Source organism: Citrobacter sp. L55 (assembly GCF_002850715.1).
Taxonomy (GTDB): domain Bacteria; phylum Pseudomonadota; class Gammaproteobacteria; order Enterobacterales; family Enterobacteriaceae; genus Citrobacter; species Citrobacter braakii.
On record NZ_KZ559411.1, the window covers coordinates 66,709 to 92,969 of the forward strand.

Here is a 26,261-nt window from a genome sequence, read left to right on the forward strand (position 1 = left end):
CTTTCACGTTGCAAGTGTGTTGGCCGCACTCGCCCACCTCAGTCACATAGTGAACTATGCTCCTGGGGATGCGCTCGCTTGCCGCCTTCCTGCAACGCGAAATCCTTTGGGGTGGGTTATTATATTTTCCCTCCCGGTCAGGGGAGGGGTAGGGGTAGGATTTGTAGGCCCGATAAGCCGCGCACCATCGGGCATTTCACGGTTATGGTTATGATGGCATCGCGATGGCCTGCTTCTCTTCGAGCAGTTTCTCTACCACGCCAGGATCGGCGAGGGTCGAGGTATCGCCCAGATTGCTGGTATCGCCCGCCGCGATTTTACGCAGAATACGGCGCATGATTTTGCCGGAGCGGGTTTTCGGCAGTGAGTCGGTCCAGTGCAGCACGTCTGGCGTTGCCAGCGGACCAATTTCTTTACGTACCCAGTTGCGCACCTCGGCGTACAGCTCCGGTGACGGCTCTTCGCCGTGATTCAGCGTGACGTAGGCGTAGATCGCCTGGCCTTTAATATTATGCGGAATACCCACCACCGCGGCCTCGGCAATCTTCGGATGCGACACCAGCGCCGATTCGATTTCTGCCGTTCCCAGACGGTGGCCAGAGACGTTCAGCACATCGTCCACACGACCGGTGATCCAGTAATAGCCATCTTCGTCACGACGCGCGCCGTCGCCGCTGAAGTACATATTCTTGAAGGTAGAAAAGTAGGTCTGCTCAAAGCGTTCGTGATCGCCAAACAGCGTTCTCGCCTGGCCCGGCCACGAGTCGGTAATCACCAGGTTGCCTTCGGTCGCGCCTTCCAGCGGATTACCCTCGTTATCGACAATCGCAGGCTGTACGCCAAAGAACGGACGGGTTGCGGAACCCGCTTTCAGCTCGGTGGCGCCCGGCAGCGGGGTGATCATGAATCCACCGGTTTCGGTCTGCCACCAGGTATCGACGACCGGGCATTTTTCGTTGCCGATCTTCTTCCAGTACCACTCCCATGCTTCCGGGTTAATCGGCTCGCCAACGGAACCCAGGATACGCAGCGAGGAGCGGTCAGTGCCTTCAATCGCTTTATCACCTTCTGCCATCAGGGCGCGTATGGCGGTCGGCGCGGTATACAGAATATTGACCTGGTGCTTGTCCACAACCTGCGACATACGCGCCGGGGTTGGCCAGTTTGGCACGCCTTCGAACATCAGCGTGGTTGCGCCGCAGGCCAACGGACCATACAGCAGGTAGCTGTGCCCGGTTACCCAACCCACGTCAGCGGTACACCAATAAATATCGCCCTGATGGTAGTCAAACACGTACTTAAAGGTGGTTGCGGCGTAGACCAGATATCCGCCGGTGGTATGCAGTACGCCTTTTGGCTTGCCGGTTGAACCGGAGGTATAGAGGATAAACAGCGGATCTTCCGCGTTCATTTCTTCCGGCTGATGTTCCGGGCTGGCTTTCTCGATAAGATCGGACCACCACAGGTCACGGCCTTCCTGCCATTCCGTTTTTCCACCGGTACGTTTGAGGACGACCACATGTTCCACGGTTTTGACGTTCGGATTTTTCAGCGCATCATCGACGTTCTTTTTCAGCGGGATGGCGCGGCCGGCGCGCACGCCTTCGTCGGCGGTGATCACCAGACGTGAATTGGAGTCGATGATACGTCCGGCGACCGCTTCTGGTGAGAAACCACCGAAGATGACCGAATGCACCGCGCCAATGCGGGCGCAAGCCAGCATAGCAACCGCCGCTTCCGGCACCATCGGCATATAAATGGCCACCACGTCGCCTTTTTTAATGCCTAAATCCAGTAGCGTATTGGCGAAACGGCAAACATCGCGATGCAGTTCGCGATAAGTAATGTTTTTGCTTTGGGTGGCGTCATCGCCTTCCCAAATGATGGCGGTGCGATCGCCATTTGCCTGTAAATGACGGTCAAGGCAGTTTGCGGCCAGGTTCAGGGTGCCGTCTTCGTACCATTTAATCGACACGTTGCCTGGTGCGAAGGAGGTGTTCTTCACCTGGCTGTACGGCTTGATCCAATCAAGTATCTTTCCCTGCTCGCCCCAAAATGTGTCGGGTTCGTTAACGGATTGCTGGTATTTCTCTTCGTACTGCTCCGGGTTTATCAGGCAACGATCCGCAATGTTTGCGGGAATAGCGTGTTTATGTATTTGGCTCATGGCTTTTGTTCTCCTTGTAGGATGTTAATAATATGTCTCATAAACGTTAAATGTAGGGGCTTTGAGAGTTTTGTTTAGTATTTGCGCGGCAGATCACGCAATAAACGAATTGTGCAAATTAGCGGCAAACTTAATTTTGAAGGGAACTAGCAAAAATTGATTAAATCTCGCGATAACATGTAGTTATCTAAAGGATTATCGAAAAGGTGATCTGTCTCTGAATTAGACAAAAGAGTGAGGGGGTAGAGGGTAATGCCAGTTAGTTAAGCATTATGGAGAACATGTGATTCCGGCTCAGGGTTCCGTTCACCTCAGCAATATCAATTCTCTGAGGCTCAGACACCCGTGAACGTGCAAGAGAGGCTCACCGCCGCCTCCCTTGCATCCCAGGCTCCCGGCGGGAAAATCGTCGCTGCGCGATTCATTCGTCTTATGCCGTCTGCCTGTCGGGTCGGGGCCGAGCCTGCGTCCCTGCAGGCCGTCCCCTCTGCCCGCATCCCTGCGGGCAAACCCGGTCAGCCGTCAACGCCTCATCGATTTTCAGCCGGACCGGGGTCATCGCTGCAACGCACTGACTTCCAGTTAAATCTTTTTTGCTGTTCAGATAAAAAACGCAGGTGGTCAGGTGTGGGCTGGTCCGGCTGAAAATTGCCGACGTGTTTCCGTAAGGCCGGGAGAACCCGCAGGGATGCGGGTTCAGGGCGCGTTTTGCAGGGAGGCTACCTCGCGCCCGGCCCGGTAGCCTGGAGGAATAAACGGAGGGGACCACGAAGTGGCAATTTTCCCGCCGGGAGCCGGGATTGTTAAGGGTACGGCGATAGTACCCTTAACACGTTCACAGGTCGTATTGCCTCAGAGAAGTGACAAACATGAGGTGAACGTAGCAATACGCCGGAGGCAACGGATTCATTACCTCCGTATGTGTCACTCATCCTCGTTAACTGACAAGTATTAGAGGTTAGAGGGGGGCGTATAACTCTAAAGTGGTATTTTACATACACTTACAATTGATTAAAGACAACATTTTCAGTGTGGTTTCTTGTTACAAATAGGGTGGAGCAATGTCATGACAGTATTCGTGTGGTTGCTGTTATGGAAAACAATAAAAGAACCGCCATTGCAGATAATGGCGTCATCTGGATGAGACCCCTATGGCAAGGATAAAATCACGCGTACGCCGTTTCTTCAGCCTGTTATTACCTTTATTATTTATTTCTGTTGTTCACGCTGAACAAACTCCTGTACCCGCAAAAACCGTCACCGTTGAAGCGAAGAATGAAACCTTCGCTCCTCAGCATCCCGATCAATATCTCTCCTGGAAAGCCACGTCTGAGCAATCAGCCCGTGAAGATGCGCTGGCAGAAGATCCGCGTCTGGTGATCCTGTGGGCGGGATATCCATTCTCGCGCGATTACAACAAACCGCGTGGACACGCCTATGCCGTGACCGATGTACGTGAAACCTTACGTACCGGCGCCCCAAAAACGGCTGAAGACGGTCCGCTGCCGATGGCCTGCTGGAGCTGTAAAAGCCCGGACGTAGCACGTCTGATCCAGAAAGACGGTGAAGATGGCTACTTCCACGGTAAATGGGCGCGCGGCGGTCCAGAAATTGTTAACAATCTCGGCTGTGCAGATTGCCATAACACTGCGTCACCAGACTTCGCCAAAGGCAAGCCAGAGCTGACGCTGTCGCGTCCTTATGCAGAACGTGCGATGGAAGCAATCGGCAAACCGTTTGAGAAAGCCGGTCGCTTTGATCAGCAATCCATGGTCTGCGGTCAGTGCCACGTGGAATACTACTTCGACGGTAAAAACAAAGCCGTTAAGTTCCCGTGGGACGAGGGCATGAAAGTCGAGAACATGGAGAAATACTACGACACCATCGCCTTCTCTGACTGGACCAACTCCCTGTCGAAAACGCCGATGCTGAAAGCGCAGCACCCGGAATATGAAACCTGGAGCGCGGGCATTCACGGCAAGAACAACGTGACCTGTATCGACTGTCACATGCCGAAAGTGCAAAACGCGGAAGGCAAGATCTACACCGACCATAAAATTGGTAACCCGTTCGATAACTTTGCTCAGACCTGTGCGAACTGCCACACCCAGGATAAAGCGTCTCTGCAAAAAGTGGTCGCCGAGCGTAAACAGGCTATTCATGACCTGAAAATCAAGGTCGAAGATCAGCTGGTTCATGCGCACTTCGAAGCGAAAGCTGCATGGGATGCGGGTGCGACTGAAGCGGAAATGAAGCCGATTCTGGAAGATATCCGTCACGCACAATGGCGCTGGGACCTGTCTATCGCCTCACACGGTATTCACATGCACGCTCCGGAAGAGGGTCTGCGGATGCTGGGTAGCGCCATGGATAAAGCCGCCGATGCGCGTACCAAACTGGTCCGTCTGCTGGCGACTAAAGGCATCACCCATGAAATCCCGTTACCGGATATCTCTACCAAAGAGAAAGCCCAGGCGGCGATTGGTCTGAACATGCAGCAAATCAATGCTGAGAAGCAGGACTTCATCAAAACGGTGATTCCGCAGTGGGAAGATCAGGCGCGTAAAAACGGTCTGTTAAGCCAATAACCCCATTTCGCCCCGTCAGGGGCGGATAACTCAACGGAGTGAATATGAGCGTATTACGTTCGTTATTAACTGCTGGGGTGCTGGCGTCAGGCTTGTTCTGGAGCCTGAGTGGAATCACTGCCACGCCAACGCCGCAGGAGTCGGATCAACGCTGGACGGTTACCCAACAGCGTAATCCGGATGCCGCCTGTCTGGATTGTCACAAGCCAGATACCGAAGGCATGCATGGTAAGCATGCAGAAGTCATCAACCCGAATAACAAACTGCCGGTCACCTGCACCAACTGTCACGGCCAGCCGTCACCGAACCACCGTGAAGGGGTGAAGGATGTGATGCGCTTTAATGAGCCGATGTACAACGTTGAACAGCAGAACAGCGTCTGTATGTCCTGCCACCTGCCTGAGCAGCTACAAAAAGCGTTCTGGCCACACGATGTTCACGTAACCAAAGTGGCGTGTGCCAGCTGTCACTCACTGCATCCGAAGCAAGACACGATGCAGACGCTAAGTGATAAAGGACGGATCAAGATTTGCGTCGATTGCCACAGCGATCAGCGTAACAATCCGAACTTTAACCCGGCGTCGGTTCCGTTGCTTAAGGAGCATCCATGAGTTGCTCTCGTCGCCAGTTTATCACCCGCGTCGGCGCGCTGGTGGCAGTGAGCGGGACGGCGGGACGCGTTGTGGCGAAGACGCTGAACATCAACGGCGTACGTTACGGTATGGTACATGATGAGTCACTATGCATCGGCTGTACGGCCTGCATGGATGCTTGTCGGGAAGTAAACAACGTGCCGGAAGGGGTATCGCGTCTGACGATTATTCGCAGCGAGCCGCAGGGGACGTTTCCTGATGTGAAGTATCGCTTCTTCCGTCATTCGTGCCAGCATTGCGACCATGCCCCCTGCGTTGACGTCTGCCCGACGGGGGCATCGTATCGCGATGCCGCCAGCGGTATTGTGGATGTGAACCCGGACCTTTGCGTTGGCTGCCAGTACTGTATCGCCGCGTGTCCTTATCGCGTGCGCTTTATCCATCCGGTTAGCAAAACGGCGGATAAATGCGATTTCTGTCGGAAAACCAATCTGAAAGCGGGCAAGCAGCCCGCCTGCGTTGAGTCATGTCCGACGAAGGCGCTGACGTTTGGTAATCTGGACGATCCCAACAGCGATATCTCCCGCTTGTTGCTGCAGAAAACCACCTACCGTTACAAGCTGGCGTTGGGCACAAAACCGAAGGTCTACCGCGTTCCCTTTAAATTTGGGGAGGTGAGCCAATGACATCCGCTTCTGCATTTCATTTTGAATCACTGGTGTGGGACTGGCCCATTGCCATTTATCTGTTCCTGATTGGCATCTCCGCCGGACTGGTCACGCTGGCGATTCTGCTGCGTCGTTTCCATCCGGAGGCGGGCGGTTCTGACAGCACGCTGCTACGCACTACGCTGGTGTTAGGGCCGGGGGCGATTATCTTCGGTCTGCTGATTCTGGTGTTCCACCTGACGCGTCCATGGACCTTCTGGAAACTGATGTTCCACTACAGCTTCACTTCGGTGATGTCGATGGGGGTCATGTTGTTCCAGTTGTACATGGTGGTGCTGGTGCTGTGGCTGGCAAAAATCTTTGAAAAAGAGGTGATTGCTCTGCAACAGCGCTGGCTGCCGCGATTAGGGATCGTACAGAAAATGCTGACGTTGATTGCGCCGTTTCATCGCGCGCTGGAGACGTTAATGCTGGTGCTGGCGGTCCTGCTCGGGGCGTACACCGGTTTTCTGCTGTCGGCGCTGAAATCCTACCCGTTCCTGAATAACCCGATCCTGCCGGTGCTGTTCCTGTTCTCCGGGATCTCCTCCGGCGCGGCGGTGGCGCTGATCGCCATGGCGTTACGTCATCGTAGTAATCCGCACAGTACCGAAGCGCACTTTGTGCATCGCATGGAAGTCCCGGTGGTATGGCTGGAGATCTTCCTGCTGGCGGCGTTTTTCGTCGGCCTGGCGCTGGGCGATGACGGCAAAATGCGCGCGCTGGCGGCGGCACTGGGCGGCGGATTCTGGACCTGGTGGTTCTGGCTGGGCGTGGCCGGGCTTGGGCTGATACTGCCGATGCTGCTAAAACCTTGGGCCAACCGCAGTTCGACGTTTCATGGCGTGCTGGCAGTGTGCGGCGCCAGCCTGACCGGCGTACTGCTGCTGCGCTTTTTTATTCTCTATGCGGGTCAGCTAACCGTTGCGTAAGGTGATATCTGGACGTTCTCCTTCCTGAAGCCGGTTTTCTGGCACTGTTGTTAAGCCTCGGGGTCAACGTGTTGACCCCGCTTGCCGTGTTGGTGGGTGTCCGCCAGCGCTGGCAAGGCGTAATGCGCCTGGCAAGCGTGGGCATGTGGACGCAATTTTCGCTGCTGCTGCTGGCCTTTGCCATTCTGATATTCTGCTTTCTGACCAGCGATTTTTCGGTGGTCTACGTTGCTCAGCATAGCTACAGCCTGCTGCCGTGGGGATTAAAACTGGCGGCGGTGTGGGGCGGGCATGAAGGATCGCTGCTGCTGTGGGTGCTGTTTCTTTCCGGCTGGAGCGCGCTGTTCGCCTTGCGCTATCGGCGTGATTCCGACCTGCTGTTTCCGTTAACGCTCAGCGTCCTCGCACTGATAACGGCCCTGCTGCTGCTGTTTGTGGTGGTATGGTCCGATCCGTTCGTGCGTATCTTCCCGCCAGCCATTGAAGGGCGCGATCTTAACCCGATGCTGCAACATCTCGGGTTAATCCTCCATCCGCCGCTGCTGTACCTGGGTTACGGTGGCTTGATGGTGGCGGCAGGCGTGGCGCTGGCCTCGCTGCTGCGCGGTGACTTTAATGCGCAGAGCGCCGGGGTGTGCTGGCGCTGGGCGCTGCCTGGCTGGTGTGCGCTGACGCTGGGGATTATCCTCGGCTCCTGGTGGGCTTACTGCGAGTTGGGCTGGGGGGGCTGGTGGTTCTGGGACCCGGTAGAAAATGCCTCCTTATTACCCTGGCTTTCCGCCAGTGCGCTGCTGCATAGTCTGTTCATCACGCGCCAACGTGGGATCTTCCGCCACTGGTCGCTGCTGCTGGCGATCGTCACGCTGATTTTATCGCTGCTGGGGACGCTGATTGTGCGTTCCGGCATTCTCGTTTCCGTGCACGCTTTTGCGCTGGATAACGTCCGCGCCACGCCGCTGTTCGCGCTGTTTACCGTATTGAGCCTGGCATCGCTCGGGCTGTACGCCTGGCGGGGACAGCAAGTCCGCCAGAATGCGCGTTTTGGCGGCTGGTCGCGCGAGATGCTGATTCTGGTCGCGCTATTACTTTTTTGCGCGGTGCTGCTGATTGTGCTGATTGGTACCCTTTACCCGATGATTTACGGGTTGTTCGGCTGGGGGCGGCTCTCCGTGGGCGCACCGTACTTTAACCGTGCTACGCTGCCCTTTGGCCTGCTGATGCTGCTGGTTATCGTGCTGGCGACGATCAGAAGCCGCAAAGTGCCTGTGCGTTGCCAGCTTCCGGCACTGCTGGCGCATGCCGGGGTGCTGGTGTTTGCGGCTGGGATCGTCTTTTCCAGCGGTAGTCGTCAGGAGATAAGCCTGAATCTCAGCCCCGGGCAGCAGGTGGAACTGGCGGGCTATATTTTTCGTTTTGAGCGTCTCGACCTGGAAGCAAAAGGTAACTACACCAGTGAAAAAGCGCAGATCACGCTGTGGCAAAATGAGAAACGCATTGGCAGCCTGCAGCCTGAAAGACGCTTCTATGCCGCGCGCCGTCAACAGATGATGGAGCCGGGGATCCGCTGGAATCTGATGCATGACTGGTATGCGGTAATCGGCGAAAAAACCGGACCGGACCGTTATGCCATGCGCTTGTACGTACAGACCGGCGTGCGCTGGATTTGGGGCGGGGGACTGTTAATGATCTTTGGTGCGCTGCTGAGCGGATGGCGAGGGAGAAAGCGCGATGCATAAACTAATCAACGCGTTGCCAGATGGCGGCGAACGGGGTGTGAAAACGGTAGGTCGGATAAGCGCAGCGCCATCCGGCAGAACATGTTTACTCTTAGCTATCATTTTGTTTTTCATCGCCTTCTCGACACATGCCCAGGTTGTGGACACATGGACTTTTGCCAACCCGCAACAACAGGAAAAAGCGTTGTCTATTGCCAGCCAACTGCGCTGTCCACAGTGTCAAAACCAAAACTTGCTGGAATCCAATGCGCCGGTAGCGGTCAGTATGCGCCACCAGGTTTATAGCATGGTGGCGGAAGGGAAAAGTGAAGCCGAGATAACGACGTGGATGACCGATCGCTACGGTGATTTTGTGCGCTACAACCCGCCGTTGAATGAGCAAACGCTGCTGCTGTGGGCGTTGCCGTGCCTGCTGTTATTACTGGTGGGCGTGGTGGTCTGGCGGGTGAGAAGGCGTCAGCGCGTAGAGGAGGATGTGCAATGAGCCAGTCCAACCATTCCCCTGCGCCGTTACGCCCACTCCCCGTGAAGTGGCTGACCGCTGCGACGGTGCTGATGGTTGTGGCCTGCATCGGAGGTTATCTGTTGACGCCCAAATGGCAGGCGGTGCGTCAGGAACAGACGCGGCTGGCGGACCCATTACATGCGTTCACCGATGAAAATGTTCAGGAAAAACAGCTGCTTTTGCTGCAATCGAAAATTCGTGCTAATCCACAGGACGGTGTGAAATGGGCGCAACTCGGTGAGTACTATCTTTGGCAAAACGCGTATCATAATGCGCTGTTGGCCTACGAGCAGGCGCTGCGTGTAGGGGGTGAAAATGCTGAGATCTATTCAGCGCTGGCAACGGTATTGTATTACCAGGCCGGGCAGCATATGACACCGCCCACTCGCGAGATGATTGATAAGGCTCTGGCGCTGGACCCGACAGAGGTCACAGCGCTGATGCTGTTAGCCTCAGATGCGTTTATGCAGGCAGACTACGCCCAGGCCATTTCAGTGTGGCAAAAAGTTATGGATTTAAACTCGCCGAGGGTGAACCGGGCACAGCTCATTGACTCTATTAATATGGCGAAGTTGTTGCAGAATCGGCAAAAATAAATTTGTTTCTTTTGTGATTTGTATCATTTGGCCTGTTTAAAAAACAGGCGAACGAACAAATGAGCAAAAAAAACTCACGCCATGACTTCTTCATTTTTGAACATATTAAAATTCTTTTATAACAAAAAGTTATTCATTGATACCCCGATAAAATTGCATTTTTATGCATAAATTCAGCTGAAGGCTCTGTTCCTGGAGGGTTGCGCGAGACAGTACGCAAATGATAATGATAATAAGCGTTAAAAAACTCCATAAACGAACGCAACACAATTCATACCCTTTCAGTATGTACTATTACCACACACCGCATGTGGAATAGCGCTCCATCGAGGAAGTCCGTTGTTATGAAAAATTTGAAAGTCAGCCTGGCATGGCAGATTCTGATCGCTATGGTGCTGGGCATTCTGCTGGGGAGTTACCTTCATTACCATAGTGACAGCCGTGAATGGCTGGTTGTAAACCTGCTGTCACCGGCGGGCGATATCTTTATCCATCTGATCAAAATGATTGTGGTGCCCATTGTTATCTCTACGCTGGTTGTCGGTATCGCCGGGGTCGGCGATGCAAAACAACTGGGCCGTATTGGCGCCAAAACTATTATCTATTTCGAAGTAATCACCACCGTGGCGATTATCCTTGGTATCACGCTGGCGAATGTGTTCCAGCCAGGTACCGGGGTGGATATGTCGCAACTGGCGACCGTGGATATTTCGAAATATCAAAGCACGACCGCAGAAGTACAGAGCCACGCGCATGGCCTGATGGGGACAATTTTGTCACTGGTGCCAACCAACATCGTCGCATCGATGGCAAAAGGCGATATGCTGCCGATTATCTTCTTCTCGGTGCTGTTCGGTTTAGGTCTGTCTTCCCTGCCGGCAACTCACCGCGAGCCGTTGGTTACCGTATTCCGCTCTATTTCCGAAACCATGTTTAAAGTCACTCACATGGTTATGCGCTACGCGCCAGTCGGTGTTTTCGCGCTGATTGCCGTTACCGTCGCGAACTTCGGTTTTGCCTCCTTGTGGCCGCTGGCGAAGCTGGTGCTGTTGGTGCATTTCGCCATTCTGTTCTTCGCGCTGGTGGTGCTGGGGATCGTGGCGCGCATCTGCGGTTTGAGCATCTGGATCCTGATCCGCATTCTGAAAGACGAGCTGATTCTGGCTTACTCTACAGCCAGCTCCGAGAGCGTACTGCCGCGTATTATTGAGAAGATGGAAGCCTATGGCGCGCCAGCTTCAATCACCAGCTTTGTGGTGCCGACCGGCTACTCATTCAACCTTGATGGTTCAACTCTGTACCAGAGTATCGCCGCTATCTTTATCGCGCAGCTGTACGGTATCGACCTGTCGCTGTGGCAGGAAATCGTGCTGGTGCTGACGCTGATGGTGACCTCGAAAGGGATTGCGGGTGTGCCGGGCGTATCATTCGTGGTGCTGCTGGCTACGCTGGGCAGCGTGGGGATCCCACTGGAAGGCCTGGCGTTTATCGCCGGTGTTGACCGTATCCTCGACATGGCGCGTACCGCGCTGAACGTGGTGGGTAATGCGCTGGCGGTACTGGTTATCGCCAAGTGGGAGCACAAATTTGACCGCAAGAAAGCGCTGGCCTATGAGCGCGACGTGCTGGGTAGATTTGATAAGACCGCTAATCAGTAATTCATGACAGCTTGCCGGATAAGCGTAGCGCTATCCGGCAATGCAAATCATTACCCGTTTGTTAACTTATCAAACTCTTCGCAGCCGGTATCGAATCCTTCCATACAGCTCAGATTCAGCCAGTGCAGCGCCTTCTGTTTATTCTTCACGATAAAACCCTGTTCACCGTTTAAGAACATCATCCCTGCCCAGTATTCGGAATAACCCGTGCGGGAAATGGCTGAGCTTCGTTTGAAATACCACGTCGCTTTCTCATCGTCAGCGGGAATGCCCACGCCGTTGGCGTAAATCAGGCCGAGTAGCATTTGTGCGTCGACGGCGGAGTCATTTTCCAGGTCTTCGGAGGCGTTTTGCAGCAAGGTAATGGCTTTAGGGTAATCGGTACGTCCAGCCTGGGTGTTGACCAGAATCCGCGCCAGGGTAAGTTCTCCCGCTTTACTGCCTGCTTTGGCTGCTTTTTCCGCCAGCGTTTTAGCCTGGGGGTAATCCAGACTGACCGGATTCGTAATTTTGATTTGCGCCAGTAGCGCGCAGGCGTCGGCATCGCCGTTGTCGGCGGCTTTTTGCGCCCAATACTCAGCTTTGCTCAAATCGCCCGAACTGAACCAGGTATCGGCAAGAAAGTACTGTGCGCGACGGTCCCCTGCCTCAGCGGCCTGTAAGTACTGGCTTCCTGGCTCAGTATCACTGGCATGGGCAAAGAATGTCATAAAGAACATCAATGCAATGAGTTGTTTCATTTTGAGTTTTATTTAGGGTACGGAATGAACAGTATAAAGAGATCGTATGGATAAAAAAACAGCCTCCGGGCGGAGGCTGTTGCAGAACAGTTACGTAAACGGACTAACCCATCGCGCTTTCGCGCAGGCTGGCTTTCAGCTTGGTGTACTCATCAATGACATACTGCTCGGCAGCGCGCTGATCGGCAATGCGTTCAACGTTAACGGCACAGTACTTGTACTCCGGCGTTTTGGTAATCGGGCTTAAGTTCTCGGTTACCAGCTCATTACATGCGCCAATCCACCACTGGTAGGTCATGTAAATCGCGCCTTTGTTTGGACGATCGCTGACTGCTGCACGGGTAATGACCCGGCCTTTACGCGAGTTAACCCACACCAGCTCTTCATCCTGGATGCCCAGGCGTGCTGCGTCGGCGGTGTTGATCTGGGCATAGCCCGGTTCATCCGCCAGCGCGGCCAGCGCCGCACAGTTACCGGTCATCGAACGGCAAGAGTAGTGGCCGACTTCACGCACCGTGGACAGCACCATCGGGTACTCCTCAGTGAGTTTGTCGATTGGCGCTACCCAGTCGCAGGTAAAGAACTGCGCCAGGCCGTTCGGGGTATCGAACTTCTCTTTGAAGAGATAAGACGTACCCTGGTCGGTTTCTGAGGTGTCGCGGCAAGGCCACTGGATATAACCCAGTTCGCCCATTTTCTCGTAAGTGGCACCGTAGAAATCCGGGCACAGATGACGCAACTCATCCCAGATTTCCTGGGTGTTGTTGTAGTGCATCGGGTAGCCCATACGGGTGGCGATTTCACTGATAATCTGCCAGTCCGTTTTCAGATCCCACTTCGGCTCAACGGCTTTAAAGAAGCGCTGGAAGCCACGGTCAGCCGCGGAGAAGACGCCTTCATGCTCGCCCCATGACGTAGACGGTAAAATAACGTCTGCGGCAGCGGCTGTTTTGGTCATGAAGATATCCTGCACGATGACCAGTTCCAGATCCTCAAAGCCTTTGCGCACTGCGGAGAGTTCAGCATCAGTCTGTAATGGATCTTCACCCATAATGTACGCCGCGCGGACTTCGCCATGCGCCGCACGGTGCGGCAGTTCACTGATGCGATAGCCGGTATGCGCAGGCAGACTTTCCACGCCCCAGGCTTTAGCGAACTTCTCGCGGTTAGCCGGATCTTTCACATACTGATAGCCCGGATAGGTATCCGGTAGCGCGCCCATGTCGCATGCGCCCTGAACGTTGTTCTGGCCACGAACCGGGTTAACGCCCACGCTTGGCTTACCGAGGTTGCCGGTCAGCATTGCGAGGCTGGTCAGTGAACGCACGGTTTCCACACCCTGATAGAACTGGGTAACACCCATGCCCCACAGGATGGCCGCGCTTTTTGCCGTGGCGTACATACGGGCAGCCTGACGAATATCCTGTGCGCTAACGCCAGTGATATCTTCGACGGACTCCGGCGTGTAGCCTTCGACAATCTTGCTGTACTCTTCGAATCCTTCGGTACGGGAGGCGACGAACGCCTGATCGTACAGTTTTTCTTCGATGATGACATGACCCATAGCGTTGAGCAGCGCGATGTTCGAGCCGTTTTTCAACGCGATGTGCATATCGGCAATACGCGCGGTTTCAATTTTGCGCGGATCGCAGACGATAATTTTCGCCCCGTTACGTTTAGCGTTAATCACGTGATTCGCCACGATCGGGTGGGAATCCGCCGGGTTGTACCCGAAGATGAACACTAAATCTGTGTTATCAATTTCATTGATAGCATTACTCATTGCGCCGTTACCGACCGATTGGTGCAGACCTGCAACCGAAGGGCCGTGTCAGACGCGAGCGCAGCAGTCAACGTTATTGGTACCAATAACGGCGCGCGCGAATTTTTGCATTACATAGTTGGTTTCGTTACCCGTACCGCGAGATGAACCGGTCGTCTGAATAGCGTCCGGGCCATACTTCGCTTTGATGGCGCTCAGACGAGTGGCGACGTAATCAAGCGCTTCATCCCAGGAAACGGATTCCAGTTTGCCGCCACGCTGGCGACGGATCATTGGGGTTTTCAGACGAGGGGTCAGGATCTGGGTATCATTGATAAAATCCCAGCCATAGTAGCCCTTCAGACACAAGGTACCCTGGTTGGTTTTCCCCTGCGCCGCTTCAGCCCGGACGATTTTGCCGTTATCGACCACCAGGTTGATTTTGCAACCTGATGCGCAATATGGGCAAACCGTGACGACTTTTTTCATCGGTCTCGCTCCAGTTAATCAAATCACGCATACGCGCTTGTCGCTTGAGTTATGCATCTTTTATGCCATGTTTTTATCAGGGGCATTAGTCGATATTACGGGCGAATTTTGCGCAAAACCCTGACGAAAAACAGGCTGTCGTCATATTTGACGTGACGAATCTCCAATACGTGACGGCCCGGCAGTGTGACCGAGGTTATGTTTCCCACACATCCTTGTGCCTTATCGCTGTCACTCTGTGCAGAATCAATCACACTCATTTAAGTTGGCCAGAAATGGGGAAAAACAATGAAGCCAGCCATACTGGTTGTGGATGATGACATCGCTGTCTGCACACTTTTACAGGATGTGCTGAGCGAACACGTCTTTGCAGTGACCGCATGTCACACCGGGCAGGAGGCGCTGCGCTGCATTGAGACTCAGCCGGAAATCGCTCTGGTATTGCTGGACATGATGTTGCCTGATATTAACGGTCTGATGGTGCTGCAGCAGGTGCAAAAGATCAGACCCGGATTACCGGTGGTGATGCTGACCGGGCTTGGCAGCGAGTCGGATGTGGTTGTCGGGTTGGAAATGGGCGCTGACGACTACATCGGTAAACCGTTCAATGCGCGGGTGCTGGTGGCGCGGGTAAAGGCGGTACTCAGACGCGTCGGCGTGTTAACGGCAGAAAGTGGCAGCCCGCAAACCACGGGACTTTCTTTTAACGGTTGGCATCTCGATACCGCCGGTTGCCAGTTACATAATCCTCAGCAACTGAAAGTGGAGTTGACGCAGGGGGAATACAGCCTGCTGCTGGCGCTGGCCCAAAACGCCCGCCGGGTACTTAGCCGAGAACAGCTGCTGGAACTGACGCGCAGCGACAGCGTTGAGGTGTTTGACCGCACCATTGACGTGCTAATCATGCGGTTACGGCGAAAAATAGAGAACAACCCGCATCAGCCGATGCTGATCAAAACCCTGCGCGGGCTGGGCTATGTGTTTGCCGCCGACGTTCAGCATCATGATAAGGCGGCGTAAACGTCTTATCCGGCTTACAAGGACGCTATATCGGCTTTTAACTCTGCCAACGTTTTCGCGCCGTCTATCGCGTTGGCGCACAGCAAACTGGCCCGTGCGCAGGCGTGTGCCAGCCTGACGCTGTCCGTCAGCGACCAGCGTTCATGACAGCCATACAAAAATCCGGCGCAAAACGCATCTCCCGCCCCGACGCTGCCAACGATCTCCTCCGGCGCCAGATACTGTGACGGGATCCAGACGCCCGGCAGATCCGGCGCTTCACCCCAGGCACCTTCCGGACAGTGGATTACCACCCGCTGGCGAACGCCCGCATTCAGCAGTTCGCGCGCAGCGGTGGCGATGTGCGCAATATGCAACTCCCCGTTGGGCAGGCGGATCTCCAGCCCGCTGAATTCCCCGGCTTCCAGCTCGTTAATTACCAGATAGTCGAGATGGCGCAGGGCTGGCATCACCAACGGCTGATAGCGCGGGTCGCCCTTGCGTGAAACCAGATCCAGTGATGTTTCAAAGCCGTTGTCGCGCATTTGCGCCAGCAGCCGTGCGCTACGCGTGCCGTACTCCTCATCCGGCATGTCCAGACTGTCGAGCAGCAGCAGATAGCCAAGATGGAAGATTTTCATCGAGGTATCCAGTTGCTCAAAAGCGGGCAGATCCAGCAGCCGGTTGGCGCCGGGCGAGTGGAAAAAGGTGCGCTGACCGCTGGGATCGGTCATCACCTGTGACATCGACGTGGGGGCGAAAGTCGTGCGCTGCACATGTTGGCGATTAACATGATACTGCTCCAGCATCGCCATGATGTAGTCGCCGTCGCTATCCTGACCGATTAACCCCACCGCCTGCAGCGGCAGTCCGGTGTGCATTTTCGCCAGCGTCAGCAGTACGTTCAGCGGCGCACCGCCCGTCGCGCGTTCGCTACGGATGATTTCCGCCAGCCAGCCGCGTTCCGGCCACTGCACAATTTGATGCACATGATCGACCAGCATGTTGCCTGCGGCGATAACGCCTCTGCGTTCCATCAGACCCGTCCCGCGCTGCCAAAAATACGCATCTGTTCTGAAACGGTATCGGTAATGGCCTCTTCAATGGCGAGCAGCAGTTCGGCGAATTCGTCGTACAGGGGCTGACGATTCGCTATTCTTGTCTCTACTGCCGACAGCGCCGCCTGCGACATGCCGGTATAGAAGTTGATTTTGTGAATGCCGAGTTCAATTGCGCGCTTGAAATCGTCGTTGCTAATGCCGGAACCGCCGTGCAGTACCAGCGGGATCGCCGCCTGCTGGCGAAGGGCGTCCAGACGCGGAAAGTCGAGCACCGGTTCGCCTTTATATTTGCCGTGTGCATTACCAATGGCGACCGCCAGCGCGTCAATCCCGGTTCTGTCGACGAAATCACGCGCCATCATCGGGTCGGTAAATAGCGACTCGTCGGCATGACCATACAACGCGCCGCCCTCATCGCCTCCCACCGCGCCCAGTTCGGCTTCCACCGATACGCCGACGGCGTGACACATCTTCACCACTTCGCGGGTTTGACGAATATTTTCTTCATACTCCAGCGTGGAGCCATCAAACATCACTGAACTGAAACCTAAGCGCAGTGCCCGAACCACCGACTCAAAGTGCAGGCCGTGGTCAAGGTTCAGCACTACCGGAATGTCATGCCGCGCGGCTTCGAACTTGACCGCTTCGACCAGAGAATCCAACGAGATATATTTAAAATGCACCTCGGCGATGTTGATGATAAACGGCGAACGTTCCTGCTTTGCCGCGGCAAACAGCGCGCGCAGGAAGTGTGAGTCCAGAACGTTAAACGCCCCTAAGGCATAGCGGTGCTCGCGGGCATGGGCAAGGCCATCGGCGAGAGATATCAACGGCATAATGCGCTCCTTGGTTAGCGGAACAGGCGATACTCATTACACAGCACCAGCTGCGCCGGTTCGTCTTCTTCAATGTCGTTATAGCGGGCGATCGGTTGCAGAAAGTGGTTATCGTGGTCGTCGTCATTAACAGAAGAAACCTCGCCGACCAGCACGTCGCCAAAACCTTCTTCCGCCCAGAAGCTGTGATACAGGCCCGGCGGCAGGCAGATGCTTTCACCCGGCGTCAGGCGCAGTTGACTGCCTGCCGCATGGGTTTGCCGACAGCCGTCAATCACCACGCTCACGTCGCTGTCCTCCGTTTGTTCTCGGAGCCCCGCATTCCACAGTTCCACAATTAAATTACCGCCGCCGCGATTGATAATGTCTTCGCGTTTGCGCCAGTGAAAATGCATCGGCGTCACCTGCGCATCGCGAACATGCATGATTTTCTCGGCGTAGCATTTCTCGTAAGGCATTCCTTTCGGCGAGCCATTACGCAGGGTAAACAGCGTTAACCCTTGCGCGGCGAAATTGTTGCCGCCAAACGCGGTGACATCCCAACCGAGCTTAAGGTCGAAAACTTCGCTCCAGGCGGCGGGATCAAGCTTGCGCCATTGGGTCGGCGGGAAACTGGCGAAAGGGGGGAGATGCACGTCGTGCTGAGAGAAAAACTGGCGCGTGTGGCCCAGTATCTCGTTGATAGCGGAACGTTTCATCGGCAGAATCCTCCTTAATATCATGCCGGATGGCGCTGCGCTTATCCGGCCTACAAAATCATACCGATCTTGTAGGTCGGATAAGGCATTTTTGCCGCCATCCGGCGTTGTTGTGGCGGGTTATTTCACCGTCCAACCCTTATAGCTACCGACGTTGTTTTTATCGATCATCGTCACCGGGATCAGTACGGGCTCTTTCGGGGCGGGTTTCCCCTGCAATATGTCATAGCCGATTTCGACCGCTTTGGCAGCCATCACCTGCGGATCTTGTGCAGGCGTCGCCACAAATAGTGAGTTTTCCCGCTTCAACGCTTCTTCAGCGTCTGGCGATCCGTCTACGCCGACAATAAAGAATTCGCTACGTTGTGCCTGTTTTGCTGCCAGATCGGCACCGATCGCCGTAGGATCGTTAATGGCGAATACGCCGTCGATCTTCGGATTCGCCGCCAGCAGCGCGGTCATGATCTCCAGTCCGCCTTCGCGACTGCCTTTGGCGTTTTGGTTATACGACAGCACCTTGATATCCGGGTGGCGTTTAAACTCGGTCTGGCAGCCTTCGACGCGGTTCTGGACGGCGGAAACCGGCGGCCCGTTGATAATGACGACGTTGCCTTTCCCTTTCAGACGGTCGGTAATGTATTTACAGGCCATTTCACCCGCCTGGGTGTTATCGGAGGTAATGGTCGCATCTGCGCCTTCCGCCGCTACGTCAACGGCAACCACCACAATCCCTGCGTCTTTCGCGCGTTTTACCGCTGGGCCGATGCCTTTGGAGTCGGCGGCGTTAAGAATAATCATGTCGACCTTGGCGGCAATAAAGTTATCGATTTGCGACACCTGTTGTCCCAGATCGTAGCCGCTGGAAACCAGCGTCACTTTAACGCTATCACCCGCCAGTTTGCGTGCTTCCAGCTCCGCGCCTTTGGTGATCTGCACGAAGAACGGGTTGGCCAGATCGCCCACCGTAACGCCGATCGATTTCAGTTCTTTTGCCTGCACAAACGGAGCTGCAGCAAGCAGTGCGCCAGCACAGAGCGCGGTGACTAAGGGCTTCAATCTCATGCTGTATTCCTCGAAGTAAGATGTTGTTGTTATGCACTTTGATGGTGTCGGGTACGGTATTTGTCGATCAGTACCGCTATGATGATCACCGCCCCTTTGATCACCAGTTGCCAGAAATAGGAGACGCCCATCAGCGTCATGCCGTTATTGAGCGTGGCGATAATCAACGCCCCTACCAGCGTGCCGGTGATGGTACCGATCCCCCCAACAAAGCTGGTACCGCCGAGGATCACCGCCGCGATGGCGTCCAGCTCGTAACCCATGCCTAAGTTACCGTTGGCGCTGTATAGCCGTGAGGCGCTCATCACCCCGCCAAGACCTGAGAGCACACCGCTCATGCCGTAGACGAACAGCAGTACCAGCCACACTTTGATACCGGTTAAACGAGCGGCCTGCATATTGCCGCCGACCGCATAAATATGAACGCCGAGTGTGGTGCGCCTAAGAATGAACCAGCACATCACCACCACCGCCAGCGCAATGACCACTAGCCACGGAACCGGACCAAGATAGTTGTTACCGATCCACTCAAAGCTGATATTGGAATTGATCACCGTCGTGCCGTCGGCCAGCAGATAGGCCGCGCCGCGCAGCGCCGTATACGTTCCAAGCGTGACGATAAACGGTGGTAGTCCGGCAAAAGCAACCAGCGCGCCGTTAAACAACCCCAGCACCAGACCGAGCATCAGCGCCGCCGGAATCGACAGCATGGCAAACTCAGGGATCAGCGAAACGACCATAGCCGCGACGGCAGTGGTGCCGAGAATCGAGCCAACCGAGAGGTCGATCCCACCGGTCAAAATAATGAAGGTCATGCCAGCCGCCAGCACGATGTTGATCGACGCCTGGCGGGTAATATTCAGCAGGTTGCTTTCGGTAAAAAAGTTTGGCGCGATAAAGCCAAATACCGCCACTATCAGGATGAGAATCGGCAAGATGCCGACCGTTTGCATCAGATCGCTCATCAGCAATTTTTTCGCGGAGGCGGATTTCGCCACCTGCTGGGGAGTGGTTGGATTATTCATGGGACACCGCCTGATGATGGGAGTCGTTCACGCCGGTTGCCAGCGTCATAATATTTTCCTGGGTAATACTTTGCCCGTTCAGCTCACCGGCAATGCTGCCTTCCCGCATGACGTACACGCGATCGCTCATACCGACAACTTCCGGCAATTCGCTGGAGATCATCAGGATCGCCACGCCTTTGCGCGCCATGTCGTTCATGATCCGGTAGATCTCGCTTTTGGCGCCAACATCCACGCCGCGCGTGGGTTCATCGAGGATCAAAATGCGTGGGCCGATCGCGACCCAGCGTGAAATCAGCAGCTTTTGCTGATTACCGCCGGACAGCCCGCCCGCGCGTACCTGGGCGTGCGGAACGCGGATGTTGAGCAATTGGATGGCGTCATCGGAAATAGCCTGCGCCTTTTTGCGATCGAGCATGCCCCAGTTGGCGTCACGTTCCAGCGTCGCCATGGTGATGTTCTCTGCTGCCGCCAGCTCTAAAAACAATCCCTGCTCTTTGCGGTTTTCCGTCAGAAAGCCAATGCCGTGGTCAATCGCTTCGCGAGGGGAGTGGATCACCACCGGTTCACCGTCTACTTCAATCATGCCGCCGATGGCTTTACGCACGCCAAAAATCAACTGAGCCAGTTCAGAACGCCCGGCGCCGACTAACCCGGCAAGGCCGACGATCTCCCCGGAGCGCACCAGCAAACTGCACGGCTGGACTTTATGGCCGTCGGTCAGGTGGTGGACGTTGAGGCGCGCTTTACCTAAGGGAATATCGCGCTCTTTGTTGAACAAATCGCTTAACGGTCGGCCCACCATCATGCGCACCAGCTCAGAGGCGTTGAGTTTGTCGCGGGTCAGGCTGCCTACATATTGCCCGTCGCGCAGGACGCTGACGCGGTCCGAGAGTTCATACACCTCCGCCATGCGGTGGCTAATGTAGATAATCGCCATCCCCTCATCGCGCAGGCGCATGATCAGTTCAAACAAGCGGTGGGTTTCACGTGAGGAGAGGGCGGCAGTGGGTTCATCCATCACCAGAATGCGGCTGTTACGGTGCAGGGCGCGGGCGATTTCCACCTGCTGCTGTTCGGCGATGGTCAACGTCATCACGCGATCGCTGGCCTTAAACTGGGCGCCGAGTCGGTCGATGACTTTCTGCGACTGCATCACCATCTCTTTACGCTGGACCAGACCGCCGCGCGACAGCTCGCTGCCAAGAAAGATATTTTCCGCCACCGTCAGGTTCGGCGCGAGCTGCATCTCCTGGTAAATCAGCGTGATGCCTGCGCTGAGCGCGTCTTTTGGCCCGCGAATGTGAAACGGCTGACCGTCGATCAGGATCTCACCGCTGGTGGCGGTATACGCGCCAGCGAGGATCTTCATCAGAGTGCTTTTTCCCGCGCCGTTCTCCCCCATCAGGGCATGAATCTCACCCGGCCAGACCGTTAAATCGACCCCTTTCAGCGCGTAAAATTTACCAAACGCTTTGGCAATGTTGCGCATCTCCAGAACCGGTGTCCTGCTCATAGCGGATCTCCTGTGGGGTGGCCGATATCAGCAGTCCATCACAGGAATGTAAATGCAAAATGTCAGAAGCCGTTCATATTTGTCATATTGCGATTTTTCTTCACGGAGCGTGATATGCCGCAACCAGGACGTCACTTTTTCGCCAGTGCGCGCGGACGATTGCTGTTCTTCAATCTGCTGGTGGTGACGGTCACGCTGATGGTAAGCGGTGTGGCGGTGCTGGGGTTTCAGCATGCCAGTCAGATCCAGGAACAGGTGCAGCAGCAAACCGTTGACGACATGACCGGCAGCATGAACTTGGCGCGGGATACGGCGAACGTGGCGACGGCGGCGGTACGGCTGTCGCAGGTAGTCGGCGCGCTGGAATACAAAGGTGAAGCGGAGCGGCTGCAGGAGACGCAACGGGCGCTGAAGCATTCGCTGGAACAGTTGGCCACCGCGCCGTTGGCGCAGCAGGAACCGGCGCTGGTCGAGCGTATTATCCAGCGCAGCCAGGAGCTACAAAGCAGCGTGGAAGGTATGCTGCAGCGCGGGCAACGGCGACATCTGGAACGTAACGCCCTGCTCAGTTCGCTGTATCAGAATCAAAGTTATTTACGTCATCTGCAAAAGCTGACCGGCGCGCAGGATGACGTGCTGCTGGGGCAGATAGACCGCTTAATTGTTGCCGCCATTGAAACACCCACGCCGCGTTCGGTGGTGAAACAACTGGACGGCGTGATGCCCGCGCTGCCTGTGCAAAATAGCAGTCCGCTGATTACCAACATCCTCACCGACTTCAACCAGGAGTTGCATAAGCTGGAGCCGCTCTCTTCTGCGCTTGAGCAGAGCGATTTGGCGATCAACTGGTATATGTTTCATATCAAAGCGCTGGTGGCGATCCTCAACAGCGATATCAACCGGTATGCTTCGCAGGTGGCGCTGATCTCCGAACAGCGGGTGGCGCAAAGCCATCAGGAACTGCAATCTGGCGCGTTGTTTATTTTGGTGTTTGCGCTGTTGGCGGTGGTGATCACCGGTTTTGCCGGCTGGTATATCTACCGTAATCTCGGTTCTAACCTGACGGCCATTTCGCGGGCGATGACCCGGCTGGCGCACGGTGAATCGGACGTTAGCGTCCCGGCCCTGCAGCGGCGCGATGAGCTGGGCGAGCTGGCCCGCGCCTTTAGCGTCTTCGCCCGTAATACGGCATCGCTGGAGCACACCACCCGACTGCTAAAAGAAAAAACCAGCCAGATGGAAATCGACCGCACCGAGCGCCAGGGGCTGGAGGAAGCGCTGTTGCACAGTCAGAAACTGAAGGCGGTAGGGCAACTGACGGGCGGATTAGCGCATGATTTCAATAACCTGCTGGCGGTCATTATTGGCAGCCTGGATCTGGTGAACCCAGACTCTCCTGACGCGCCACGGGTCAATCGGGCGCTAAAAGCCGCCGAGCGCGGGGCGCTCCTTACCCAGCGGCTGCTGGCCTTTTCGCGCAAACAGTCGTTGCATCCCCATGCGGTGGAGCTGAAAACGCTGCTGGAAAATTTGGGCGAACTGATGCGCCACTCTCTTCCGGCTACGTTGACGCTGGAGATTGAAGCCCAGTCTCCCGCCTGGCCCGCGTGGATTGATGTCAGCCAACTGGAAAACGCCATTATCAATCTGGTGATGAATGCCCGTGACGCCATGGACGGGCAGGCGGGCACGATTAAAATCCGTACCTGGAATCAGCGGGTCACGCGCAGCGATGGGCGTAAGCAGGATATGGTGATGCTGGAAGTTGCCGACCAGGGAAGCGGGATGTCGCAGGAGGTGAAAGCTCAGGTCTTCGAGCCGTTTTTCACCACCAAACAGACCGGCAGCGGCAGTGGGCTGGGGCTGTCGATGGTCTACGGTTTTGTACGCCAGTCCGGTGGTCGCGTGGAGATTGAAAGCGCCCCTGGGCAGGGAACGACGGTCAGATTGCAGCTTCCTCGCGCGGTTGTGCCGGTGCAGACACCGGTGGAGCCAATCGCACAGCACACCCCGACTCGCGGTGAAAAACTGGTGCTGGTTCTCGAAGATGAAGCCGATGTGCGCCAGACGTTATGTGAGCAATTACACCTGCTGGGCTACCTGACGTTAGAGGCCGCCAACGGCGAACAGGCTATGCATATGCTGGCGGCTTCATCCGAGATTGATATTTTTATCAGCGACTTAATGCTGCCCGGTGGTTTAAGCGGTGTGGATGTGGTTAATCATGCGCTGGCACATTATCCACAACTGAACATCCTGCTGATTAGCGGCCAGGATTTACGTCCGGCGCATAACCCGGCGCTGCCGGATGTGGCGTTATTGCGTAAGCCCTTCACCCGGGGAGAACTGGCGCAGGCGCTGCGGCATTCGCGTAATTGAGATTCCTCCGCTACCCGCGCAAATACGCTTTGATTACCGTGGGGCGAGTTTCTTGATGAGGCTGGTTTTATGCAACGCTCCGCGACATTCTTACTTTTCACTCTGCTGATGATGACCACCGTATCGGCGCAGGCCGATATTATCGATGACACCATCGGTAATATTCAGCAGGCAATTAACGACGCATACAAACCGGACAGCGGGCGGGATTATGACGACTCTCGTGATGAAAGCTGGCAGCGACAGATGAGTGACGATCGTCGCAGGCAGTATGATAATCGCCGCCGCCAGTTTGAAGACCGCCGCCGCCAACTGGATGACCGCCAGCGCCAGCTCGATCAGGAACGGCGTCAGTTAGAAGACGAAGAGCGCAGAATGGAAGAAGATTACGATCGTTAGCGCAATCTTTCGCTGGCAAGGTTATAGGGAGCAGAGACCTGTTAACAAGCCTTTAAGTGCGATGTAAACCTACCTCAGCACAATCTCCATTCCGTCATACCCGGCTTCAAGCCCTGTCGGTAGCGGATTCTCCATCATCCACAAATCAAACTGATGACTGATATGCGTCAGGATCACCCGTGGGCAGCGGATAACCTCGTTCAAGGCGATAACGGTATTTACATCGCTGTGATTGCGCGGCGGCTCGGCGCGCGGGGCGTGGCTGCAGTCGATGATAATCACCTGAGGCTGGTTATTGTGGAGAAACTTCAGCGTCTTGTCGGGAAGTCCGGCGGTATCGGAGAGCCACGCCACGCGGCTGTGCGCGGTCTCCAGCAGATAGCCAAACGTCAGCTTTGAATGGTTGAGCGGGAGTGGTGTCACCTGCAACCCTTGCAGGTTAAACACCACGAATGGCGCGACGGTATGGCTAAAATCGAGGATGCCAGGGTGCTTAAACAGATCGTCGCATCCCTGTTCATCCGGCGGACCGTACACCGGGATAGTCGCCCCCACGCCCCAGCGCAGCGGAAACAGCCCCTGCACGTGATCCATATGGTAGTGGGTGAGCAGAAACTGCTGGAAGCTGCCTGCTGGCCAGTCGTCCATCAGATGCGGGATCCCCGCGTCCAGCAGCGTCACCGCATTGTTAAATTTGACCACCCCGCTACAAGGGCGTCGACGGTATTGCGCCAGTAAGCGTGCTCGTTGGCAGGCCGCACAGTCACAGCCAAATGCCGGCACCAGTTGCGCGCCGCCGGTTCCCGTCAGCGTAATGGTCAGACTCATAGCTCCCCCTACAACGGTTTGGTGAAGCGAAAATGGCTCATGGTATAGCCTTCGCGCTGGTAAAAGCGGTGCGCGTCAAGGCGTTGGGTACTGGTAGAAAGCTCGGTTATTTCTGCGCCCGCTTCGCGCGCGGTGGCTTCGGCCCAGGCCAGTAACTGACTACCCACTTTTAGTCCTCGTGCCTGTGGCATCACCACCAGTTCCTGGATCTCGCCAATCCAGTTGGCGTGGTGCAGATGAAACTGCAGATGCAGACCGATCAAGCCGACGACCTGTCCGTCGAGCAGCGCCAGCTGGTAGTGCATATTGGGATCTTGCAGATTTGCGGCGTAGCCGGCGCTAAAGGCCTGCAGGTCGAATTGGCCCTGTTTCAACTCACAGATAAGCGCGTAAACCGCATCGGTATCGTATAGCGTGGCGCGGCGTAATTCACAGACAGACATGTTTCTTCTCCTTGCGTCCCATCAGTGTGAGCAGTGTATCGACAGACTGTAGCAAACTTCCATCATTGTTCAGGACGTGGCAGTCATACGGCGTGTAGCGTGCCGCGCGTTCAAGGCGGGCAGCGATTTCCGTTTCGCTCTCCCGCCCACGTGCCTGCAGGCGCTGGCGTAAAATGGCCGGGGAAACCTGTAAGCAAATGGGAAGTAAAGAAGCGCCGTAACGGGCCTGCGCCTGGGGCAGATGCGCGCGCGAGCCGTTGACCACCACATCAAAACCGGCGTGCAGCCAGAGGTCAATCTCTACGCCGACGCCGTAATAGAAGCCGTTGGCGTGCCAGCTCAGCGCCAGCAGGTTCTGCCCGGCGCGGGTAAAAAACTCTGGTTCGCTGAGGGCAATATGGTTTTCATTCCCGGCGTTGGCGGCGCGGGTGATGTAACGGTGCGCCACCAGCAGTTGCGCAGGTTCCTGCTGGCGAAGTTCTGCCAGTAGACTGTCCTTACCGGAGCCGGACGGCCCCATCAGCCAGATCAGTTTCCCCATA

The 26,261-nt window shown here is 55.6% G+C and carries 21 protein-coding genes and 1 pseudogene; 10 read left to right on the top strand and 12 right to left on the bottom strand.

The genetic code is table 11. The features are described 5' to 3' along the window. Nucleotides 1–208: 208 nt before the first annotated feature. Nucleotides 209–2,167: an acetate--CoA ligase gene (gene acs, locus B9P82_RS20985; protein WP_016155371.1), complete on the bottom strand. Its 1,959-nt coding sequence runs from the start codon at nucleotides 2,165–2,167 to the stop codon at nucleotides 209–211. Nucleotides 2,168–3,318: 1,151 nt separating this feature from the next. Here acs and nrfA point away from each other — a divergent pair. The 7 genes and pseudogenes from nrfA (at nucleotide 3,319) to gltP (ending at nucleotide 11,482) form a co-directional block, all read left to right on the top strand. Then, nucleotides 3,319–4,755 carry an ammonia-forming nitrite reductase cytochrome c552 subunit gene (gene nrfA / locus B9P82_RS21000; RefSeq protein ID WP_049268858.1) on the top strand — a complete coding sequence of 479 codons (1,437 nt, stop codon included), beginning with the start codon at nucleotides 3,319–3,321 and terminating at the stop codon, nucleotides 4,753–4,755. 44 nt (nucleotides 4,756–4,799) lie between these two features. Further along, the gene (gene nrfB, locus B9P82_RS21005; protein ID WP_005132587.1) at nucleotides 4,800–5,366 is read left to right on the top strand and encodes a cytochrome c nitrite reductase pentaheme subunit; all 567 of its coding nucleotides are present in this window, start codon (nucleotides 4,800–4,802) and stop codon (nucleotides 5,364–5,366) included. Beyond that, nucleotides 5,363–6,034, top strand: coding sequence for a cytochrome c nitrite reductase Fe-S protein (nrfC, locus tag B9P82_RS21010; RefSeq protein ID WP_016155373.1), 672 nt, complete (start codon nucleotides 5,363–5,365; stop codon nucleotides 6,032–6,034). The genes nrfB and nrfC overlap by 4 nt, the downstream gene beginning before the upstream one ends. After that, complete coding sequence (gene nrfD / locus B9P82_RS21015) at nucleotides 6,031–6,987, top strand: cytochrome c nitrite reductase subunit NrfD (RefSeq protein ID WP_016155452.1); 957 nt, start codon at nucleotides 6,031–6,033, stop codon at nucleotides 6,985–6,987. Before nrfC ends, nrfD begins: the two co-directional genes overlap by 4 nt. Before the next feature lie 8 nt (nucleotides 6,988–6,995). Continuing rightward, nucleotides 6,996–9,207 (top strand): annotated as a pseudogene (gene nrfF, locus B9P82_RS21020) (heme lyase NrfEFG subunit NrfF). Further along, entirely contained in the window at nucleotides 9,204–9,824 is a 621-nt protein-coding gene (gene nrfG, locus B9P82_RS21030) for a heme lyase NrfEFG subunit NrfG (RefSeq protein ID WP_101700873.1), read from the top strand. The pseudogene nrfF and the gene nrfG overlap by 4 nt, the downstream one beginning before the upstream one ends. A 344-nt stretch (nucleotides 9,825–10,168) precedes the next feature. Then, a complete protein-coding gene (gene gltP / locus B9P82_RS21035) occupies nucleotides 10,169–11,482 on the top strand; it encodes a glutamate/aspartate:proton symporter GltP (protein ID WP_016155378.1) in 1,314 nt (437 codons plus the stop codon). A 50-nt stretch (nucleotides 11,483–11,532) separates the two neighbouring features. On the opposite strand, the gene yjcO is transcribed toward gltP, so the two are convergent. Both yjcO and fdhF read right to left on the bottom strand, forming a co-directional pair. Further along, nucleotides 11,533–12,222: a Sel1 family TPR-like repeat protein YjcO gene (gene yjcO, locus B9P82_RS21040; protein ID WP_016155379.1), complete on the bottom strand. Its 690-nt coding sequence runs from the start codon at nucleotides 12,220–12,222 to the stop codon at nucleotides 11,533–11,535. A 103-nt stretch (nucleotides 12,223–12,325) separates the two neighbouring features. Then, entirely contained in the window at nucleotides 12,326–14,473 is a 2,148-nt protein-coding gene (fdhF, locus tag B9P82_RS21045; RefSeq protein WP_081000494.1) for a formate dehydrogenase subunit alpha, read from the bottom strand. A gap of 288 nt (nucleotides 14,474–14,761) precedes the next feature. On the opposite strand from fdhF, the gene B9P82_RS21050 reads away from it, so the two are divergent. Then, nucleotides 14,762–15,493, top strand: coding sequence for a response regulator (locus B9P82_RS21050; RefSeq protein ID WP_016155458.1), 732 nt, complete (start codon nucleotides 14,762–14,764; stop codon nucleotides 15,491–15,493). Nucleotides 15,494–15,507: 14 nt separating this feature from the next. Here B9P82_RS21050 and B9P82_RS21055 read toward each other — a convergent pair whose 3' ends face one another. The 6 genes from B9P82_RS21055 to B9P82_RS21080 form a co-directional block, all read right to left on the bottom strand. Beyond that, the gene (locus B9P82_RS21055; RefSeq protein WP_085951088.1) at nucleotides 15,508–16,512 is read right to left on the bottom strand and encodes a carbohydrate kinase family protein; all 1,005 of its coding nucleotides are present in this window, start codon (nucleotides 16,510–16,512) and stop codon (nucleotides 15,508–15,510) included. After that, the gene (locus B9P82_RS21060; protein WP_016155383.1) at nucleotides 16,509–17,369 is read right to left on the bottom strand and encodes a ketose 1,6-bisphosphate aldolase; all 861 of its coding nucleotides are present in this window, start codon (nucleotides 17,367–17,369) and stop codon (nucleotides 16,509–16,511) included. Before B9P82_RS21060 ends, B9P82_RS21055 begins: the two co-directional genes overlap by 4 nt. Nucleotides 17,370–17,383: 14 nt before the next feature. Beyond that, nucleotides 17,384–18,067: a D-lyxose/D-mannose isomerase gene (locus B9P82_RS21065; RefSeq protein WP_080860334.1), complete on the bottom strand. Its 684-nt coding sequence runs from the start codon at nucleotides 18,065–18,067 to the stop codon at nucleotides 17,384–17,386. Nucleotides 18,068–18,187: 120 nt separating this feature from the next. Then, on the bottom strand, nucleotides 18,188–19,129 hold the full coding sequence (locus B9P82_RS21070) for an ABC transporter substrate-binding protein (RefSeq protein WP_019077849.1): 942 nt from the start codon (nucleotides 19,127–19,129) through the stop codon (nucleotides 18,188–18,190). Nucleotides 19,130–19,158: 29 nt separating this feature from the next. Further along, entirely contained in the window at nucleotides 19,159–20,154 is a 996-nt protein-coding gene (locus B9P82_RS21075; RefSeq protein WP_016155386.1) for an ABC transporter permease subunit, read from the bottom strand. After that, nucleotides 20,147–21,670, bottom strand: a complete 1,524-nt coding sequence (locus tag B9P82_RS21080; RefSeq protein WP_016155468.1) for a sugar ABC transporter ATP-binding protein — start codon at nucleotides 21,668–21,670, stop codon at nucleotides 20,147–20,149. Before B9P82_RS21080 ends, B9P82_RS21075 begins: the two co-directional genes overlap by 8 nt. Before the next feature lie 114 nt (nucleotides 21,671–21,784). Between B9P82_RS21080 and B9P82_RS21090 the strand changes: the two genes are divergently transcribed. Together B9P82_RS21090 and yjdP are read left to right on the top strand one after the other, a co-directional pair. Beyond that, the gene (locus tag B9P82_RS21090; RefSeq protein ID WP_101700874.1) at nucleotides 21,785–24,049 is read left to right on the top strand and encodes a hybrid sensor histidine kinase/response regulator; all 2,265 of its coding nucleotides are present in this window, start codon (nucleotides 21,785–21,787) and stop codon (nucleotides 24,047–24,049) included. Nucleotides 24,050–24,118: 69 nt separating this feature from the next. Next, nucleotides 24,119–24,448 (top strand): DDRRRQL repeat protein YjdP, encoded by a 330-nt coding sequence (yjdP, locus tag B9P82_RS21095; protein WP_101700875.1) that lies wholly within the window; start codon nucleotides 24,119–24,121, stop codon nucleotides 24,446–24,448. A 69-nt stretch (nucleotides 24,449–24,517) separates the two neighbouring features. Here the strand turns inward: yjdP and phnP are convergent, their stop codons facing one another. Genes phnP through phnN form a run of 3 tightly spaced genes read right to left on the bottom strand, consistent with a single transcriptional unit; the run spans nucleotide 24,518 to nucleotide 26,260 of the window. After that, nucleotides 24,518–25,276 carry a phosphonate metabolism protein PhnP gene (phnP, locus tag B9P82_RS21100; protein ID WP_101700876.1) on the bottom strand — a complete coding sequence of 253 codons (759 nt, stop codon included), beginning with the start codon at nucleotides 25,274–25,276 and terminating at the stop codon, nucleotides 24,518–24,520. Between the two features lie 8 nt (nucleotides 25,277–25,284). Next, on the bottom strand, nucleotides 25,285–25,719 hold the full coding sequence (phnO, locus tag B9P82_RS21105; RefSeq protein ID WP_046274567.1) for an aminoalkylphosphonate N-acetyltransferase: 435 nt from the start codon (nucleotides 25,717–25,719) through the stop codon (nucleotides 25,285–25,287). Beyond that, complete coding sequence (phnN, locus tag B9P82_RS21110; protein ID WP_016155392.1) at nucleotides 25,706–26,260, bottom strand: ribose 1,5-bisphosphokinase; 555 nt, start codon at nucleotides 26,258–26,260, stop codon at nucleotides 25,706–25,708. The genes phnO and phnN overlap by 14 nt, the downstream gene beginning before the upstream one ends. Nucleotide 26,261: the final 1 nt, after the last annotated feature.

Bases quoted from the DNA above. Each gene is read 5' to 3' on its own strand.
- B9P82_RS21080 (WP_016155468.1), bottom strand. From the start codon at position 21,670: ATGAGCAGGACACCGGTTCTGGAGATGCGCAACATTGCCAAAGCGTTT.
- B9P82_RS21070 (WP_019077849.1), bottom strand. From the start codon at position 19,129: ATGAGATTGAAGCCCTTAGTCACCGCGCTCTGTGCTGGCGCACTGCTT.
- nrfD (WP_016155452.1), top strand. From the start codon at position 6,031: ATGACATCCGCTTCTGCATTTCATTTTGAATCACTGGTGTGGGACTGG.
- nrfC (WP_016155373.1), top strand. From the start codon at position 5,363: ATGAGTTGCTCTCGTCGCCAGTTTATCACCCGCGTCGGCGCGCTGGTG.
- B9P82_RS21065 (WP_080860334.1), bottom strand. From the start codon at position 18,067: ATGAAACGTTCCGCTATCAACGAGATACTGGGCCACACGCGCCAGTTT.
- yjdP (WP_101700875.1), top strand. From the start codon at position 24,119: ATGCAACGCTCCGCGACATTCTTACTTTTCACTCTGCTGATGATGACC.
- B9P82_RS21075 (WP_016155386.1), bottom strand. From the start codon at position 20,154: ATGAATAATCCAACCACTCCCCAGCAGGTGGCGAAATCCGCCTCCGCG.
- nrfB (WP_005132587.1), top strand. From the start codon at position 4,800: ATGAGCGTATTACGTTCGTTATTAACTGCTGGGGTGCTGGCGTCAGGC.
- B9P82_RS21060 (WP_016155383.1), bottom strand. From the start codon at position 17,369: ATGCCGTTGATATCTCTCGCCGATGGCCTTGCCCATGCCCGCGAGCAC.
- acs (WP_016155371.1), bottom strand. From the start codon at position 2,167: ATGAGCCAAATACATAAACACGCTATTCCCGCAAACATTGCGGATCGT.
- B9P82_RS21090 (WP_101700874.1), top strand. From the start codon at position 21,785: ATGCCGCAACCAGGACGTCACTTTTTCGCCAGTGCGCGCGGACGATTG.
- phnP (WP_101700876.1), bottom strand. From the start codon at position 25,276: ATGAGTCTGACCATTACGCTGACGGGAACCGGCGGCGCGCAACTGGTG.
- phnO (WP_046274567.1), bottom strand. From the start codon at position 25,719: ATGTCTGTCTGTGAATTACGCCGCGCCACGCTATACGATACCGATGCG.
- nrfA (WP_049268858.1), top strand. From the start codon at position 3,319: ATGGCAAGGATAAAATCACGCGTACGCCGTTTCTTCAGCCTGTTATTA.
- yjcO (WP_016155379.1), bottom strand. From the start codon at position 12,222: ATGAAACAACTCATTGCATTGATGTTCTTTATGACATTCTTTGCCCAT.
- phnN (WP_016155392.1), bottom strand. From the start codon at position 26,260: ATGGGGAAACTGATCTGGCTGATGGGGCCGTCCGGCTCCGGTAAGGAC.
- nrfG (WP_101700873.1), top strand. From the start codon at position 9,204: ATGAGCCAGTCCAACCATTCCCCTGCGCCGTTACGCCCACTCCCCGTG.
- B9P82_RS21050 (WP_016155458.1), top strand. From the start codon at position 14,762: ATGAAGCCAGCCATACTGGTTGTGGATGATGACATCGCTGTCTGCACA.
- gltP (WP_016155378.1), top strand. From the start codon at position 10,169: ATGAAAAATTTGAAAGTCAGCCTGGCATGGCAGATTCTGATCGCTATG.